Origin of the sequence: Ancylobacter rudongensis (genome assembly GCF_900100155.1) — a bacterium.
In the GTDB taxonomy this organism is placed as follows: Bacteria; Pseudomonadota; Alphaproteobacteria; order Rhizobiales; family Xanthobacteraceae; genus Ancylobacter; species Ancylobacter rudongensis.
The window spans coordinates 807,873-824,575 of sequence record NZ_FMTP01000001.1; the positions used below are offsets into that span (position 1 = coordinate 807,873).

The window sequence follows — 16,703 nt, forward strand, 5'->3', positions numbered from 1 at the left end:
CCCCCCGTCCGGCGTGGGCCGCGCCCTTTTCCGGCACATGCGGCCCCTGCGCCCGGCCGCCTGAAAGGCTTCCCGATGCATCTCGTCCGCGATCCCGACTCCGTGCTGTCGGACTGGCATGGCCATGCGCTGCGTTTCGAACGCGAGATCGGCAAGGTCGTGCTGGGTCAGGAGCGGGTGATCCGCCTGCTGACGATCGCCACCTTCGCCCGTGGCCATGTGCTGCTGGAAGGCGATGTCGGCGTCGGCAAGACCACGCTGCTGCGGGCGATGGCCCGGGCCATTGGCGGGGCTTTCGAGCGCATCGAGGGCACGATCGACCTGATGCCGGGCGATCTCGTCTACCACGCCCATCTCGGCGAGGATGGAAAGCCCCGCATCGATCCCGGCCCGCTGCTGCGGCAGGGCGAGGACCTGTCCATCTTCTTCTTCAACGAGATCAACCGCGCCCGCCCGCAGGTGCACGCGCTGCTGCTGCGGCTGATGGCGGAGCGCTCGGTCTCGGCCTTCAACCGCGAATACCGCTTCCCGCATGTGCAGGTCTTCGCCGATCGCAACCGGGTGGAGCGCGAGGAGACGTTCGAACTGCCCGCCGCCGCCCGCGACCGCTTCCTGATGGAGGTGCAGGTGGTGATGCCGCAGGCCGACGAGGCCCGCCGCAGCCTGGTGTTCGATCCGCGCTTCCATGATGTCGATGCGCTGCTGATGGATGTCGAGAGCGGCGTGCTCGACCCGGAGGCGCTCGGCACCGTGGCGCGCGCCATCCAGATCGGCGTGCAGGCCAGCCCGGCGCTGGAGGCCTATACGCTGGCGCTCTGGGATGGGGTGCGCCGGCCGCAGGCGCTGGGCCTTTCGATTGACGGCGTCGACATCAACCGGCTGGTGCAGGGCGGCGCCAGCCCGCGCGGCATGAGCTATCTCGTGCGCGCCGCCCGCGTCCGCGCCTGGATCGAAGGGCGCGACATGGTGGTGCCGGAGGATCTGCGCGCCGTGTTCCCCGAGGTGATGGCGCACCGCATCTTCATCGATCCGGTCTATGAGATGCGGCGCGAGCCGATCGTCGCCGCCCTCATCGCCGGCGTGTTCGAGCGAGTGCCGGCGCCATGAAGCCGCCCGCCGGCGCCCATCCGTCTCCCGAGGTGCGGCCCGTCGACCTGCGGCCTCTGCCCTATCGCCTGCGCTGGCGGCCCGAGGGCATCTTCCCCGGCGCCCATCCCGGGCGCGGCGAGGGCTCGGAGGGCGAGTTCCGCCGGCATGTCTCGCTGCTGCGCCAGCCCGATCCGCGCCGTATCGACCTGCGCGTCTCGCTGCGCGATCCCCATGGCGAGCTGCATGTGCGCCAGTTCGCGCCGCGCCGTTCGGTGCCGGTGGCGACGCTGGTCGATCTGTCCGGCTCGATGCGCTTTGGCGAGGCGGTGGCGGGACGGGTGGCGGATCTGTGCGCGCTGCTGGCGCTCTCCGCCGTGCGCTCGGGCGACAATTTCGTGCTGTTCGGCTGCGATGCCGGGGTGAACGAGGCGGCGAGCCTGCCGCTGTCGCGCCGGCGCGGGCTGGAGGAGGAGGTGCGCGCGTGCCTCATCGCCGCAAAGCCGCGCGGCACCGGCGCGAGCGGCCTGTTCGAGGCCGCCGGGCGCCTGCCGGGCCGCCGCTCGCTGGTGTTCCTGGTGTCGGATTTCCTGATGCCCGTGGCCGAGATCGAACGCCTGCTCGACGCGCTGTGGCGGCACGATGTCATCCCGGTGGTGGTGCGCGACGGCGCGGTGGAAGAGGGCCTGCCGCGGTGGGGGCTGATTGAGCTCGGGGATCTGGAGACCGGCGCCGCCCGGCTGGTGTTCATGCGCCCCGGCCTGCGGACGCGCTGGCTGCGCGCGGCGCGTGAGCGGCAGGCGGCGCTGGCGGCGCTGTTCACCCGCCGTGGCCTGCGCCCGGTCGATCTCAAGGACGCGCTCGATACGGACGCGCTGGCCCAACGACTGATGGAGGGCTGAATGGGGTGGCGCGCGCGCATCCTTGCCACGCTGGTTCTGCTGGTGCTGACCGTCTCCCCTGCCCTGGCGCAGCTGCGGGCGGTGGAGCTGTACGCGCCGCGCGCCTTCGGCCATGTCATCGGCGACACGCTTACCCTCACCGCCGAGATCGCGCTGGACGCGCCCTTCGTGCTCGACCCCGCCTCGCTGCCGCCGCCACGGGCGCTCAATTACTGGCTCGACCTGCGCGAGGCGCGGCTTGAGGACCATGGCGTGCGCGACGGCGTGCACCGCTACACGCTCGATCTGGTCTACCAGACCTTCTATGCCCCGCTGGAGCCGCGCCGGCTGACCATTCCCGCCGTGGCGCTGTTCGCCATCGAGGGCGAGCGGCGGGTGCCGGTCGAGGTGCCGGCCTGGTCGTTCCTGATGTCGCCGCTGCGCGAGATCGTCGCCACCGGGCCGGGCCCGGCGATGCAGCTGCGGCCCGATATCGCACCGCGCCCGCTGCCCACGACCCCGCTCATTCGCGGGCTTGCTCTCGCGCTCGGCGTGGCCCTGCTGGCGCTGCTTCTGCTCGCCTGGCAGATGGGCTGGGGCCCCTTCGGCCGGCGGTGCTCGCGGCCCTTCGCCCGGGCGGCGCGGGCGATCCCGTCGACGCTCGCCACCGCGCCGGGCGATCCGACGCTGGCGGCCTCGCGCTATGCCCGCGCGCTGCAGGCGCTGCACCGCGCCTTTGACGCCACCGACGGCAAGGGCGTCTTCGCCGAGGACCTGCCGGGCTTCTTCGAGCGGCATGCCGCCTTCCGGGCGGCAGAGGCTGAAGTGCGGCGCCTGTTCGAGGCCTCCCGCCGGGCGTTCTTCGGCGCCGATCCCGCCGGGGCACAGCGGGAGCTGCCGCCGGAGGAACTGGTGGCGCTGTCGCGCCGGCTGCGCGCCGTCGAGCGGGGCACGGCATGAACGCCGCCAGCGCCTTCTGGGACGGGCTGACGCGCGGCTGGGGCGTCGATCAACCCGCCGTGCTGGCGCTGCTTGTCCTCGCGCTGCTGCCGCTGGTGGCCTCGGCCTTCCGCCGGCGCGGCATCGCCTCGACCCGCCTGATCCCGGACGATCCGCTGTCGGTTGCGGTGGGCGCCGGCCTGCGGCTGGCCGGCGCGGTGGCGATCATTGCGCTGGTGCTGGGGCTTGCCGGCCTGCACCGGCGCGAGCAGAGCGTCGAGCGCGAGGGCACCGGCGCCCATCTGGTGCTGCTGCTCGACCGCTCCTCCAGCATGGACAACAGTTTCGCCGACCGCGCACCGACCGGCGACCAGGAATCGAAGTCGGCCGCCGCCAAGCGGCTGCTGGCGGAATTCGTCGCCCGCCGCCCGCATGACCGCATCGCGGTGGCCGCCTTTTCCACCTCGCCGATGCCGGTGCTGCCGCTGACCGACCATCACGAGGTGGTGGACGCGGCGATCGACGCCATCGACCGGCCGGGCCTTGCCTTCACCGATGTCGGGCGCGGGCTGGCGCTGGCCTTCTCCTATTTCGCCGACGATACGGATGAGTCCTCGCGGGCGGTGCTGCTGGTGTCCGACGGCGCGGCGCTAATCGACCGGCGGGTGCAGGAGGCGCTGCGCGACGCCGCCGCGCGCACGCCGGTGCATCTCTACTGGCTGTTCCTGCGCTCGCGCGGCGCCCAGGGCATTTACGACGTGCCGGCTTCCGGCGACGATTCCGCCCAGGCCAATCCCGAGCGCCATCTGCATCTGTTCCTGCAGAGCCTCGGCGTGCCCTACCGCGCCTTCGAGGCGACCAGCCCGCAGGCGGTGGCGCAGGCGATCACCGAGATCGACCGGCAGGAGACGCGGCCGATCCGCTATGTCGAACGCATTCCGCGCCGCGATCTGGTTCGCCCCGCCTTTTTCGTCGCCGCCCTCGCCACCGCCCTGCTGCTCGCGGCCAAGCTGGCCGAGCGGCAGCTGCGTCCCGCCGGACGGGGCGCCAAGGAGGGCACCGACGCCATCGACCTGAGGAGAGCGGCATGAGGACACGGCGCCTGGCGCTCACCGCCACCTTTGCCCTGCTGGTCGCCAGCCTGCTCGCCGCCGCCTGGCTGGCCGCGCGGCTGTTCGTGGTCGAGCGCGACAACGGCCTGATCGCCTCGCTCGCCGCCGGCCATGATCTTGCGATCAGCGCCGAGGACCCGCCGGCGCTGCTGTTCGCCCGGCTGCATTTCCTCATCACCCGCGACCGGCTGGACGAGGCGCAGCCGCTGCTCAACCGGCTCGCCGCCGGCGAGGACCGGGACCTTGCGGTCGCCGCCCTGTACGACATTGCCAATGCCCGGCTCCGGGTCGCCTTCAACCATCTTGAATCGAACCGGATCGACCCGGCGATCCCCTTGGTGCGGCTCGCCAAGGACAATTACCGCCGCGCGCTGGTGCTCGCTCCCGGCTTCTGGGACGGCAAGTACAATCTCGACATCGCCATGCGGCTGGTGCGCGATTTTCCGCAGATCGACCTTGAGGGCGAGGAGCTTCCGCCCGACGCGGTGAAGAAGCTGTGGACCGACCTGCCCGGCCTGCCGAGGGGGCTGCCATGAGCACGGCGGCCGGCGAGGGGAGCGGGCGAATGGGCAGCGGTCCGCGACGCGACTGGCGGTTCTGGCTGCTGCTGGCGGCGCTGCTCGCCATCGTCGCCGCGCTGTTCGCCCCGCGCATCGTCCAGACCGGCAATGTGCGCGAGGCGCTGCTGGTGATCGACGTCACCGGCAGCATGAATGTGCGCGACGCGCAGAGCCAGGGGGCGCCGGCCACCCGTCTCGACGCCGCCAAGCGCAGCGCCCGCGATATTCTGGCCGGCCTGCCCTGCGGCTCGCGGCTGGGCCTCGCGATCTTCACAGAGCGCCGCAGCTTCCTGCTCTTCGAGCCGGCCGAGGTGTGCGAGAACTTCGCCGCCATTGCCGGCTCGATCGACGATCTCGACTGGCGCATGGCCTGGGAGGGCGACAGCTATGTCGCGCGCGGCGTCCATTCCGGCCTCGCCATGGCCGCCAGCCTGAAGGCCGATCTCATCTTCATGACCGACGGGCATGAAGCCCCTCCCCTGCCCGGCGGCGCCCTGCCGGCCTTCGAGGGCGAGCCGGGCGAGGTCGCCGGGCTGCTGGTCGGCATCGGCGGCGTCGACCCCTCGCCGATCCCGAAATTCGATCAGGACGGGCGCGAGACCGGCTTCTATGCCGAGGAAGACGTGCCGCAGGAAAACCGCATGGGGCCGCCGCCGGAGGATGCCGCCTCGCGCGCCGGCTGGAATCCGCGCAACGCCCCCTGGGGCGGCGAGCCGGCCACCGGCACCGAGCATCTGAGCGCCCTGCGCGAGGAACATCTGCGCGCGCTCGCCGCCCAGACCGGGCTTGGCTACATCGCGCTCGGCAATGAAAGCGGGCTCCTCGCCGCCGTCGAGGCCGACACAAGGCCCCGGCCGGTCGAGATGCGTCTCGACACCGCCGCCATCCCCGCCGCGCTGGCGCTGTTCTGCCTAGCGCTGCTGTTCGGGCTCGGCGCCACCACCTCACGGCGACCCGAGCGACTTCCCACTCGATAAAGGAAAAAGACGATGCTTCAACGACTTGCGCTCGCGCTCGGCTTGCTGCTGCTGGCCCCTGCCCTGGCCCTCGCCCATGGACCGACGCCCCAGCGCGCCGATGAGACGCTGGTGATCGCCGCCCCGCCGGAAGCGGTATGGGCGGTGCTGTCCCGCTTCGGCGGCATTGGCGAGTGGCATCCGATGGTGAAGAAGGTGGAGGCGACCGGCGGCGACGCGGCCGGCGCCGAGCGGGTGCTGACGCTGGAGAAGGGCGAGATCAAGGAAGGGCTGGACGAGGTCGATCCCGCCGCCTACCGCCTCTCCTACCGCCTGCTGACGGAGAATGCCGAGGCGATCCCGGTCAGTTTCTATACCCAGACCATCGAGGTGAAGCCGGATGGCGCCGGCAGCGAAGTCAGCTGGGGCGCCCGCTTCTACCGCGCCGACACCACCAATGAGCCGCCGGAAGACCGCAACGACGCGGCCGCCATCGCCGCGATGACCGACTTCATCCAGCAGGGGCTGAAGGGGTTGCAGGCCAAGGTGACGGGCAAGTGAGTGGCCAAGCGAGCGGCGGGGCGGGCGCGCATGTGGGGTCGGGAGACGGCGCGGTGAGCGCCGCCCTCCCCCCGTTCATGCGGGCGCGCAAGGCACTAGTGCGCCTCGCTCTGGCGCGCCTCGCTCTCGCGCTGCTCGCTCTCGCGCTGCTCGCTCTCGCGCTGCTCGCCCTCGCTCCGCTCGCCGCTTCGCAGCCGGCACCGGCGGACACGCCCGCGCCGCTGGTCGCCGTGGTGTCGCAGAAGGCGGCGCAGCTGTCGCTGGTCGACATCGACGCGCGTGAGGTGCGGGCGGTGATCGGCCTCGCCGCCGTTCCCGCCGGCCTTGCCGCCAGCCCGGACGGGGCGCGCGTCTATGTCACCCATCCCGACCTCAGCCGGGTCAGCCGCATCGACCTCGCCTCCCGCACCGTGACCGCGACCTTCAAGGTCGGGCTGGAGCCGTTCGGCATCGCGGTGAGCGCGGATGGCCGCGACCTTCTGGTCAGCGACTGGAGCGCAAATGCGCTGATCCGGCTCGACGCTGCCACCGGCGCCGAAACTGGCCGCGTCGCGGTCGGCCACGCCCCGGCCGGGCTGGTGGTGGATGAGAAAGCCGGCCTTGCCTATGTCGCCGATCGCGAGAGCGATCAGGTCAGCGTGGTGCGCCTGGCCGATATGGATCGCATCGCCACCGTGCCGGTCGGGCGGGCGCCCTTCGCGCTGGCGCTGTCACCGGGCGGGGATCGGCTCTATGTCGCCAATGTGCAGAGCGGCGACCTCTCGGTGATCGCGACCGACGCCGCGCCGCGCGAGATCGCCCGCCCGAAGGTCGGGCTCATGCCCTATGGGGTGGCGGTGACGCCGGACGGGCGCACGGTGCTGGTCAGCAACCAGCAGAGCGGCAAGCTCGCCCTCGTCGATGCCGAGACGCTCACTCTGGCGCCGGCGCAGCCAAGGCTCGGCACCTTTCCGGAAGGCATTACGGTGGTGTCGCCCAGCCGCGCGGCGGCGGTCGACTGGGCCGAGGACGAGGTGGTGGTGATCGATATCGAGGCTCGCGCGATCCTCGGCCGGATCACGGTCGGCAACAGCCCGCGCAATCTGGTGGCCCTGCCGATGGGCGGGCACTAGAGCTAGCCGCCGCGTGGGTTGGCGTGGCTGTCCTGTCCGCCCCAGTCGATCCGCGGCATTTCACGCTGAACCGCCTCGATGGCCGCGCGCAGCTGATCCAGCCGCCATTGCTTGTAGGCGTGCCCGCCGCCGGCCTGCCGGGCGATCCGCGCGGTCCAGTTGGGCTCGTCGCCGCGCGCCTCGACCGGATAGATGCCGACCTCCTGCGCGTCGATGCGGCCCAGACGGGGCTGCACCGCCTCGGCGATCCGTCGTATCACCTCGAATGCCGTTATCATTGCCGCGCTCCACACCTCGAACGAGGATGGTCGGACATGCAGTGGCAATGTGCGCTCATGATGACCGACCTTTGACGCCGGCATGACACTTCGCGCCCCCGGCCGAACTTCCGCAGCCATCGCGGGTTAGTCCCGAGATCAAGGAGGTGATCATGACGCTGCATCATTCGGCCAAGCCGCCCGAGGACATCAACGACCGCAAAGCCATCCGCTTCTTCTTCCGGGGCGACGAGGACATCGTCGAATGCCTCGTCGGCTGGGATGCGCTCGAAAGGCTGGAGAACAGCCCGCTGGACAGCCGCGCCGACCGCATGGCCCGGTTCGAGCAGCACCGGCTGCTGATCGAGGCGGCGGCCCTTCGCAAGATGGAAAAGGCCAGCACTGACGAGCGGCCGCTCACCCTCGACGCGCAGGACGTGCTGGAGGGGCCGGTGGCCTGAGGCCCCGTCCAGAAGCGCGCCCCGCCACCCTTTCCCGGGTGGCGGGGTTTTCTGCGCGGCGTTAGCCATCAATGAGCTTTTCCGCCTGGTCCAGCGCCGTGCCGCAGGCGGCGGCGTCGCCGCTCGCATCGGCCTGGCGGGCGCGCGCAAGGGCGTTCGAGAGCTCGTCGGCGGTGGAGGCGCCGCCCTCCGCCGCCGTCTTCTGGCCCGAGGTCTGGGCGCGGACATCGGCGGGCGACGCCGCCTTGCCGGCCAGCGTCTCGTTCATGCCGGCGGTGCCGCCGGTGCCGGGCGCCTCGCCGGCGCGGGGCGTGGCCGTATCGGGGGTGGTGGTGCCGGCCGCCGGCAGCTGGGTCGGCCCCGATCCGGCATCGGTGGCGGCGACCTTCTTCTCCACCTGCGCGAGGCGGTCGGTGCACGGCCCGGCCAGGGCGCTGCCGGCCGCGAGGCTTAGCGCGGCACCGAGGGCGAGTGCGGTGGCGGTTTTCCGAGTGGTTGTCATTGGCGTTCCTCCTGCCAGGGTTTTGGCTGCGGGAAGAACTTCCCGGCCAACCACTCGTTCCCCGACCGGCCTTCCCGCCCTGTTTCCCGCGCGCGGCGGCGCCTCGGTGGAAGAGGTTTAAAAAGTCAAACAGTATGACTAGTCAGCCCTTCCAGACTGTGGCATAGATTCCCCGCCGGAAAGCACCCGCAAGTGGCGCGACGGCGACATCTCACGGGAGAAACGCCAATGAATCTCAGGGCATTGCTGCTTGCGTCCGCCGTTTCCGGCGCGCTGTTCTCGTTCGGCGCGCAGGCCGCCGACATGACCATCGGCTTTTCGCAGATCGGCTCGGAATCGGGCTGGCGCGCTGCCGAGACCACCGTTTCCAAGGCCGAGGCCGCGAAGCGGAACATTACTTTCAAGATCGCCGACGCCCAGCAGAAGCAGGAGAACCAGATCAAGGCGATCCGCTCCTTCGTGGCCCAGGGCGTGGATGCGATCTTCCTCGCGCCCGTCGTCGCCACCGGCTGGGATTCGGTGCTGAAGGAAGCGCAGGAGGCCAAGATCCCGGTCGTGCTGCTCGACCGCGACATCGACCCCGCCGGCAAGGACCTGTACCTGACCGCCGTCACCTCCGACAGCGTGCATGAAGGCAAGGTCGCCGGCGAGTGGCTGGTGAAGACCGTCGCCGGCAAGCCCTGCAATGTGGTGGAGCTTCAGGGCACGGTCGGCGCGTCCGTCGCCACCAACCGCAAGAAGGGCTTCGAGGACGGCATCGCCGGCGCTTCCAACGTCAAGATCGTGCGCAGCCAGACCGGCGACTTCACCCGCGCCAAGGGCAAGGAAGTGATGGAGAGCTTCATCAAGGCCGAAGGCGGCGGCAAGAACATCTGCGCCGTCTACGCCCATAATGACGACATGATGGTCGGCGCCATCCAGGCGATGAAGGAAGCCGGGCTGAAGCCGGGCACCGAGGTGCTCACCGTCTCGATCGACGCCGTGCCCGACATCTTCAAGGCCATGGCGGCCGGCGAAGCCAACGCGACGGTGGAGCTCACCCCGAACATGGCCGGTCCCGCCTTCGACGCGATCATCGCCTTCAAGGAAAAGGGCACCGTGCCGCCGAAGTGGATCCAGACGGAATCGAAGCTCTACACCCAGGCCGACAACCCGATGGCGGTCTACGAATCCAAGAAGGACCTCGGTTACTGAGAGGGCGCGGCTGCGGTCCTCGCCCGCAGCCCCTGCCCCGCGCGAGCCGGCTCGTCCTCCGGCCGGCTCGCGCCGCTTTCCCGCCGCTTCCGAGGCCGTCATGCACGCCACCGAAACGTTCCCGCCGCCGCTTCTGGCGCTTGCCGGCTTCTCCAAGTCCTTCGCCGGCTTCAAGGCGCTCGACCGCGTCGACTTCAGCCTGCGGGCCGGCGAGATCCACGCCCTGCTGGGCGAGAACGGCGCCGGCAAATCGACGCTCATCAAGGCAATGACCGGCGTCGTCCAGCGCGATGCCGGCTCGCTGCGGCTCGACGGCGTCGAGATCGCCCCCCGCTCGGCCGAGGAAGCGGTCCGGGCCGGCATTGCCACGGTCTACCAGGAGGTCAATCTCGCGCCCAATCTCTCGGTGGCGCAGAACCTTTTCCTCGGCCGCCAGCCGACCCGGTTCGGGCTGGTGCGCGAGGGCGAGATGCGCCGGCGCGCCCGCGCGCTGCTCAGCGAATTCGGCCTTGCCATTGATGTGAGCGCGCCGCTGGAAAGCTATTCCGTCGCCGTCCAGCACATCGTCGCCATCGCCCGCGCGGTCGACCAGTCGGCGCGCGTGCTCATTCTCGACGAGCCCACCGCCAGCCTCGACGCCCATGAGGTGGAGGTGCTGTTCGCCGTCATGCGCCAGCTCAGCGCGCGCGGCATCGGCATCGTCTTCGTCACCCATTTCCTCGATCAGGTCTACGCCATCTGCGACCGCATCACCGTGCTGCGCAATGGCCGCCTCGCCGGCAGCGCGCCGGTGGACGAGCTCCCCCGCCTCGACCTCGTGCGCCTGATGCTGGGGCGCGAGCTGAGCGAGGCGACGTCGCGGCGCCCGCCCGCGAGCGAGGGCGAGGCACCGGCCGATGTCGCCCGCTTCCGCGGGGTCGGCAAGGCGGGCACCATCGCCCCCTTCGACCTCACCTTGCGCGCCGGCCATGTCGTCGGCCTCGCCGGGCTTCTGGGTTCCGGGCGGACGGAGACGGTGCGGCTGGTCTTCGGCGCCGACCGCGCCGATTGCGGCGCGGTGGAGGTCGCCGGTCGCGCCGTGTCGATCGGCTCGCCGCGCGAGGCGATGGCGCTCGGCTTCGGCTATTGCCCGGAGGAGCGCAAGACCGAGGGCATCGTCGCCGAGCTCACCGTGCGCGAGAACATCGCGCTGGCGCTGCAGGCCCGGCGCGGCGCCCTCTCCCCGCTCTCCCGCCGTGAGCAGGACGCGCTGGCGGCGAAGTTCATCGGCCTGCTCGACATCCGCCCGCCTGATCCCGAGCGCCCGGTCGGCCTGCTCTCCGGCGGCAACCAGCAGAAGGTGCTGCTGGCGCGCTGGCTCGCCACCGCCCCGCGGCTGCTGATCCTCGACGAGCCGACGCGCGGCATTGATGTCGGCGCCCATGCCGAGATCATCGGGTTGATCCGCGACCTCTGCCGCGAGGGCATGGCGCTGCTCGTCGTCTCCTCCGAGCTGGAAGAGCTCGTCACCTATGCCGACGAGGTCGTGGTGCTGCGCGACCGCGCCCATGTCGCCCGGCTGAGCGGGGCTGAGATCGAGGTGTCGACCATTCTCGCCACCATCGCTGATGCGCCGGCATCGCTGGCGGCGGCGTGAGGGGGCGGGCCATGGCAGTGCGTCTTCCCCGCATCGGCACCGCGCAGATCGTCGCGCTGGGGCTCATCCTGGTCGCCAACTGGATCGTCTCGCCGCAGTTCTTCGACATAAGGGTGCAGGACGGGCGGCTGTTCGGCAGCCTGATCGACGTGTTCAACCGCGGCGCGCCGGTGGCGCTGTTGTCCATCGGCATGGTGCTTGTCATCGCCATGCGCGGCATCGACCTCTCCGTTGGCGCTGTGATGGCGATCTGCGGCGCCATCGCCGCCAGCCTCGCCGACAGCCATTCTCTGCCAGTGGTGCTGGCGGCGGCGCTCGGCGCCGGCCTGCTCTGCGGGCTGTGGAACGGGCTGCTGGTCGCCGTGCTCGGCATCCAGCCCATTGTCGCGACGCTGATCCTGATGGTCGCCGGCCGCGGCATCGCCCAGCTGATCACCGAGGGGCGGATCGTCACCTTCACCTCGCCCGATCTCGCCTTTCTCGGCGGCGGCTCGGTGCTCGGCCTGCCGACGCCCGTGGTGCTGACGCTCGGCATGATGGCGCTGACGCTGCTGCTGGTGCGTGGCACCGCGCTCGGCCTGATGATCGAGGCGACGGGCGGCAATCCCCGCGCCAGCGCGCTGGCGGGCATCGGCACACGGCTCATCACGGTCGCGGTCTATGTCTGGAGCGGCCTGTGCGCGGCGCTGGCCGGCATCGTCGCCAGCGCCGACATTCTCGGCGCCGACGCCAACAATGCCGGGCTGTGGCTGGAGCTCGACGCCATCCTCGCCGTGGTGATTGGCGGCACCTCGCTGTTCGGCGGGCGGTTCTCGATTCTTCTCGCCGTGGTCGGCGCCTTCATCATCCAGGCGATGAACACCGGCATCCTGCTCTCCGGCTTTCCGCCCGAGACCAATCTGGTGGTGAAGGCGGTGGTGGTGCTCACCGTGCTGCTCGCCCAGTCGCCGCGCCTCGGTGGCCATCTCGCCGGGCTCGGCGTGCTGTTCAGCCGCTCGAAATCGGGAGGCAAGCGCCGATGATCCGTTCCCTGAGCCGGCTGTCGCCGGTGCTCGCCACGGCTGCGGTATTCCTTGCCGGCTTCGTGGTCTGTTCGCTGATCTACCCCAATTTCGCCTCGCTGCGGGTGGTGATGAACCTGCTGACCGACAATGCCTTCCTGGTCATTGTCGCGGTGGGCATGACCTTCGTCATCATCTCAGGCGGCATCGACCTCTCGGTCGGCTCGGTCATCGGCTTCACCACCGTGTTCCTGGCTCTCGCCATCGAGCGCTGGGGCGTGCCGCCGCTCGCTGCCTTCGTGCTGATCCTCGTCATCTGCGCCGCCTTCGGCGCGGGCATGGGGGCGATCATCCAGTATTTCGAGCTGCCCCCCTTCATCGTCACCCTGGCCGGCATGTTCCTGGCGCGCGGGGTGAGCTTCCTCCTGTCGACGGAATCGCTGCCGATCACCGCCGATCTCTACGCCCACCTGTCCGACCATGCCTTCCGCTTCGACGGCGGGGCGCGCCTCACCGTGCCGGCGATGATCATGCTGGTCGTGGTGGTCGGCGGCATGGTGCTGCTGCACCTCACCCGCTTCGGTGCCAATGTCTATGCGCTGGGCGGCTCGCGCACCGCCACCGGGCTGATGGGCATCAATGTCGCCCGCACCACGGTGCTGATCTACACCCTCTCCAGCGTGCTCGCCGGCCTCGCGGGCATCGTGTTCTCGCTCTACACCTCGTCGGGCTATTCGCTCTCGGCGGTGGGCGTCGAGCTGGACGCCATTGCCGCGGTGGTGATCGGCGGCACGCTGCTCTCGGGCGGCTACGGCTTCATCTTCGGCTCCTTCCTCGGTGTGATGATCCAGGGGCTGATCCAGACCTACATCAGCTTCGACGGCATGCTGTCGAGCTGGTGGGCGAAGATCGCCACCGGGCTGCTGCTGTTCGCCTTCATCGCATTCCAGCAGCTCACATTGCACCTCGCCCGCCGCTCCCGGCGCGCCCCGGCCGGAGTTCATCCATGAGCGCGCCCAACGCCTCGCAGATCATCGTCATCCCGGCCCGGCGCTCGCATTCCAACCATGCGGAAGTGGCGCGCACCATCGGCATCGACATCATCGCCGGCCGCTATGGCGAGGGCGCCAAGCTGCCGGGCGATGCGGAGCTAACGCTGATCTTCGGCGTCTCGCGGCCGGTGCTGCGCGAGAGCGTGAAGACGCTGGTGGCCAAGGGCCTGCTCTCCACCAAAGCGCGGGTCGGCACGGTGGTGCGCGAGCGCGCCGCCTGGAACATGTTCGACGCCGATGTGCTGGCCTGGCATCTCGACGCCGGCATCGACAAGCGCTTCCTGCGCGATCTCTCCGAGATCCGCCTCGCGGTGGAGCCGCGCGCCGCCGCGCTGGCGGCCGAGCGGCGCAGCGCCGACGACCTCGCGCTGATGCGCCAGGCGGTGGCGCGGATGAAGGACCAGCCCGGCGCCTCGGAGAGCTTCGCCGAGGCCGACCTGACGCTGCATGTGGCGGTCGCCACCGCCTCGGGAAACCCGTTCATGCGCTCGATCGGCGCGGTCATCGAGGCGGCGCTGCGCGCCTCCTTCGTGCTCTCCGCCCCGGGCGACGCGCGCGAGCACGACATCGCGGTCGCCGCCCATGAGCGCATCGTCGAGGCCATCGCCGATGCCGACGCGGAAGCGGCGGCCGCCGCCATGACCAATGTGATTTTCAACGGCCTGCGCCGCCACGGCGCGGCCGGCTGACCAGGTGCCGACATGAGCGATGACGGATCGACCAACGACAACAAGAAGCCTTTGCGTAGCCAGGCCTGGTTCGGCCGGCAGGACAAGATGGGGTTCTATTACCGCTCCTTCCTGAAGAATTCCGGCCAGCCGCAGGACCGTTTCGACGGCCGCCCGGTGATCGGCATCTGCAACACCTGGTCGGAACTGACCCCCTGCAACATCCATTTCCGCGACCTCGCCGAACATGTGCGGCGCGGCGTGCTGGACGCGGGCGGCTATCCGCTGGAGTTTCCGGTCTCCTCGCTCGGCGAGGTGACGATGCGTCCCACCGCCATGCTGTTCCGCAACCTCGCCTCGATGGATGTGGAAGAGGCGATCCGCGCCCACCCGCTCGACGGCGTGGTGCTGCTGATGGGCTGCGACAAGACCACGCCGGCGCTGCTGATGGGCGCGGCTTCCGCCGACCTGCCGGCCATCGGCGTCTCCGGCGGGCCGCAGCTGCGCGGCAATTACCGCGGCCAGATCATCGGCTCGGGCACCAACATCATCTCGATGAGCGAGCAGCTGCGCGCCGGCGAGATCACCATGGCCGAGTTCCACGAGGCGGAAGCGGGCATGAACCGCTCGTCGGGCTCCTGCATGACCATGGGCACCGCCTCCACCATGGCCTCGATGGTGGAAGCGCTCGGCATCGGCCTGCCGGAGAACGCCGCCATTCCCGCCGTCGACGCCCGCCGCAATTTGCTGGCCCGCATGGCCGGTCGGCGCATCGTCGACATGGTGCATGAGGACCTGAAGCCCTCCGACATCCTGACGCGGGAAGCCTTCGAGAACGCCATCCGGGCGCTAGCCGCCATTGGCGGCTCGACCAATGCGGTGGTGCATCTGCTCGCCCTCGCCGGCCGCGTCGGTGTCGACCTCACGCTGGCGGATTTCGACCGGCTCGGCCGCGACATTCACTGCCTTGTCGACCTGATGCCGTCGGGCCGTTTCCTGATGGAGGATTTCTACTATGCCGGCGGCCTGCCGGCGGTGCTGCGGGCGCTGGGCGAGCGCGGCCTGCTGAACAAGGACGCCGTCACCGCCAATGGGCGGACGATCTGGGAGAATGTCGCCACGGCGCCGAACTGGAACGCCGAGGTCATCACGCCGTTCGAAACGCCGTTCAAGCCGGAGGCCGGCATCGCCATTCTCACCGGCAACCTCGCGCCGGATGGTGCCGTCATCAAGCCCTCCGCCGCCTCGCCGGAACTGATGGTGCACACCGGCCGCGCCGTGGTGTTCGAGAGCGTCGAGGAGATGCATCACGCGGTGAACGACGAGGCGCTGGATATCGACGCCTCCTGCATCATGGTGCTGAAGCATTGCGGCCCGAAGGGCTATCCCGGCATGGCCGAGGTCGGCAACATGCCCCTTCCCGCCAAGCTGCTGCGCGAGGGCGTGCGCGACATGATCCGCATTTCCGATGCCCGCATGTCCGGCACCGCCTATGGCACCGTGGTGCTCCACGTCGCCCCCGAGGCGACCGCCGGCGGCCCGCTGGCATTGGTGCGCAACGGCGACCTGATCACGCTCGACGTGCCCGCCCGCTCGCTGCACCTGCATGTGAGCGAGGAGGAAATGGCCGCCCGCCGCGCCGCCTGGGTGGCCCCCGCCCCGCACGCCACGCGCGGCTATCAGCGTCTCTACATCGACCACGTGCTGCAGGCCGACCGCGGCGCCGATTTCGACTTTCTGGTCGGGCGTTCGGGTTCGCCCGTTCCCCGCGACAATCACTGAGGTACAGGATGACCCGCCTTTCCGCCGCCGGCCCGTATAAGGGCGTGTTCCCGGTCGCCCCGACCGTGTTCGACGCCGAAGGCCGGCTCGATCTCGACGGCCAGAAGCGCTGCATCGACTTCATGATCGATGCCGGCTCGCACGGCCTGTGCATCCTCGCCAATTTCTCCGAGCAGTTCGTGCTGGCCGATGACGAGCGCGATCTTGTCATGACCACGGTGCTGGAACATGTGGCGGGCCGGGTGCCTGTTATCGTCACCACCACCCATTTCGCCACCCATATCTGCGCCGAGCGCTCGAAGCGCGCGCAGGAGGCGGGGGCGGCGATGGTGATGGTGATGCCGCCCTATCACGGCGCGACCTTCCGCGTGCCGGAAGCCTCCATCTATGCGTTCTACAAGGCGGTGTCCGACGCCATCGACATCCCGATCATGGTGCAGGACGCGCCCGTCGCCGGCACGCCGCTCTCCGTGCCGTTCCTGGCCAAAATGGCAAGCGAGATCGAGAACCTCGCCTATTTCAAGATCGAGGTGCCGCAGGCGGCGAACAAGCTGCGGGCGCTGATCGAGGCCGGCGGCGATGCCATCATCGGCCCGTGGGACGGCGAGGAGGCGATCACCCTGATGGCCGATCTCGATGCGGGGGCCACCGGCGCCATGACCGGCGGCGGCTTTCCCGACGGCATCCGTGAGATCATCGACCCCTATTTCGCGGGGAATCGCGAGGCGGCGCTCGACGCCTATCAGCGCTGGCTGCCGCTGATCAATTACGAGAACCGCCAGGCCGGCTTCGCCACGGCGAAGATCCTGATGCAGGAGGGCGGGGTCATCAAGCATGACACGCTGCGCGCGCCGCTGCCGCCGGTCCACCCCGCCACCCGCGCCGGGCTGATCGAGCTCGCGCGTCGGCTTGACCCTATGGTACTGAGGTGGGGTAAGTGAGC

18 protein-coding genes are annotated in these 16,703 nt (G+C 70.2%); 16 read left to right on the plus strand and 2 right to left on the minus strand.

The window, feature by feature from the left end; all coding sequences use genetic code 11:
• Nucleotides 1–75: 75 nt before the first annotated feature.
• Genes BLO63_RS03660 through BLO63_RS03695 form a run of 8 tightly spaced genes read left to right on the plus strand, consistent with a single transcriptional unit; the run spans nucleotide 76 to nucleotide 7,207 of the window.
• A complete protein-coding gene (locus tag BLO63_RS03660; RefSeq protein ID WP_091436823.1) occupies nucleotides 76–1,107 on the plus strand; it encodes an AAA family ATPase in 1,032 nt (343 codons plus the stop codon).
• Nucleotides 1,104–1,988: a DUF58 domain-containing protein gene (locus tag BLO63_RS03665; RefSeq protein ID WP_091436824.1), complete on the plus strand. Its 885-nt coding sequence runs from the start codon at nucleotides 1,104–1,106 to the stop codon at nucleotides 1,986–1,988. The genes BLO63_RS03660 and BLO63_RS03665 overlap by 4 nt, the downstream gene beginning before the upstream one ends.
• A complete protein-coding gene (locus BLO63_RS03670) occupies nucleotides 1,989–2,927 on the plus strand; it encodes a nonribosomal peptide synthetase MxaA (protein ID WP_091436825.1) in 939 nt (312 codons plus the stop codon). It begins immediately after the preceding gene.
• The gene (locus BLO63_RS03675; RefSeq protein ID WP_091436826.1) at nucleotides 2,924–3,997 is read left to right on the plus strand and encodes a vWA domain-containing protein; all 1,074 of its coding nucleotides are present in this window, start codon (nucleotides 2,924–2,926) and stop codon (nucleotides 3,995–3,997) included. Before BLO63_RS03670 ends, BLO63_RS03675 begins: the two co-directional genes overlap by 4 nt.
• Complete coding sequence (locus BLO63_RS03680) at nucleotides 3,994–4,554, plus strand: hypothetical protein (RefSeq protein ID WP_091436827.1); 561 nt, start codon at nucleotides 3,994–3,996, stop codon at nucleotides 4,552–4,554. Before BLO63_RS03675 ends, BLO63_RS03680 begins: the two co-directional genes overlap by 4 nt.
• Nucleotides 4,551–5,555: a vWA domain-containing protein gene (locus BLO63_RS03685; protein ID WP_091436828.1), complete on the plus strand. Its 1,005-nt coding sequence runs from the start codon at nucleotides 4,551–4,553 to the stop codon at nucleotides 5,553–5,555. Before BLO63_RS03680 ends, BLO63_RS03685 begins: the two co-directional genes overlap by 4 nt.
• Nucleotides 5,556–5,567: 12 nt before the next feature.
• Nucleotides 5,568–6,095: an SRPBCC family protein gene (locus BLO63_RS03690; RefSeq protein ID WP_091436829.1), complete on the plus strand. Its 528-nt coding sequence runs from the start codon at nucleotides 5,568–5,570 to the stop codon at nucleotides 6,093–6,095.
• A 53-nt stretch (nucleotides 6,096–6,148) separates the two neighbouring features.
• The gene (locus BLO63_RS03695; RefSeq protein ID WP_244517586.1) at nucleotides 6,149–7,207 is read left to right on the plus strand and encodes a YncE family protein; all 1,059 of its coding nucleotides are present in this window, start codon (nucleotides 6,149–6,151) and stop codon (nucleotides 7,205–7,207) included.
• A 2-nt stretch (nucleotides 7,208–7,209) separates the two neighbouring features.
• Here the strand turns inward: BLO63_RS03695 and BLO63_RS03700 are convergent, their stop codons facing one another.
• Nucleotides 7,210–7,485 carry a hypothetical protein gene (locus tag BLO63_RS03700; RefSeq protein WP_244517587.1) on the minus strand — a complete coding sequence of 92 codons (276 nt, stop codon included), beginning with the start codon at nucleotides 7,483–7,485 and terminating at the stop codon, nucleotides 7,210–7,212.
• 152 nt (nucleotides 7,486–7,637) lie between these two features.
• Here BLO63_RS03700 and BLO63_RS03705 point away from each other — a divergent pair, with 152 nt between their 5' ends.
• Nucleotides 7,638–7,925: a DUF1488 family protein gene (locus BLO63_RS03705; RefSeq protein ID WP_091436832.1), complete on the plus strand. Its 288-nt coding sequence runs from the start codon at nucleotides 7,638–7,640 to the stop codon at nucleotides 7,923–7,925.
• Between the two features lie 61 nt (nucleotides 7,926–7,986).
• Here BLO63_RS03705 and BLO63_RS03710 read toward each other — a convergent pair whose 3' ends face one another.
• Complete coding sequence (locus tag BLO63_RS03710) at nucleotides 7,987–8,427, minus strand: hypothetical protein (RefSeq protein ID WP_244517589.1); 441 nt, start codon at nucleotides 8,425–8,427, stop codon at nucleotides 7,987–7,989.
• 228 nt (nucleotides 8,428–8,655) lie between these two features.
• Between BLO63_RS03710 and ytfQ the strand changes: the two genes are divergently transcribed.
• The 7 genes from ytfQ to BLO63_RS03745 all read left to right on the plus strand — a co-directional run bounded on the left by ytfQ (nucleotide 8,656) and on the right by BLO63_RS03745 (nucleotide 16,701).
• Nucleotides 8,656–9,621 carry a galactofuranose ABC transporter, galactofuranose-binding protein YtfQ gene (gene ytfQ, locus BLO63_RS03715; RefSeq protein ID WP_091436833.1) on the plus strand — a complete coding sequence of 322 codons (966 nt, stop codon included), beginning with the start codon at nucleotides 8,656–8,658 and terminating at the stop codon, nucleotides 9,619–9,621.
• A 100-nt stretch (nucleotides 9,622–9,721) separates the two neighbouring features.
• A complete protein-coding gene (locus BLO63_RS03720; RefSeq protein ID WP_091436834.1) occupies nucleotides 9,722–11,257 on the plus strand; it encodes a sugar ABC transporter ATP-binding protein in 1,536 nt (511 codons plus the stop codon).
• Nucleotides 11,258–11,268: 11 nt separating this feature from the next.
• On the plus strand, nucleotides 11,269–12,279 hold the full coding sequence (locus BLO63_RS03725) for an ABC transporter permease (protein ID WP_091436835.1): 1,011 nt from the start codon (nucleotides 11,269–11,271) through the stop codon (nucleotides 12,277–12,279).
• A complete protein-coding gene (gene yjfF / locus BLO63_RS03730) occupies nucleotides 12,276–13,268 on the plus strand; it encodes a galactofuranose ABC transporter, permease protein YjfF (RefSeq protein WP_091436836.1) in 993 nt (330 codons plus the stop codon). Before BLO63_RS03725 ends, yjfF begins: the two co-directional genes overlap by 4 nt.
• On the plus strand, nucleotides 13,265–13,999 hold the full coding sequence (locus BLO63_RS03735) for a FadR/GntR family transcriptional regulator (RefSeq protein ID WP_018391104.1): 735 nt from the start codon (nucleotides 13,265–13,267) through the stop codon (nucleotides 13,997–13,999). Before yjfF ends, BLO63_RS03735 begins: the two co-directional genes overlap by 4 nt.
• 12 nt (nucleotides 14,000–14,011) lie before the next feature.
• Complete coding sequence (locus BLO63_RS03740) at nucleotides 14,012–15,760, plus strand: IlvD/Edd family dehydratase (protein ID WP_091436837.1); 1,749 nt, start codon at nucleotides 14,012–14,014, stop codon at nucleotides 15,758–15,760.
• An 8-nt stretch (nucleotides 15,761–15,768) separates the two neighbouring features.
• Nucleotides 15,769–16,701 (plus strand): dihydrodipicolinate synthase family protein, encoded by a 933-nt coding sequence (locus tag BLO63_RS03745; RefSeq protein ID WP_091436838.1) that lies wholly within the window; start codon nucleotides 15,769–15,771, stop codon nucleotides 16,699–16,701.
• The last annotated feature ends 2 nt before the right edge of the window (nucleotides 16,702–16,703 follow it).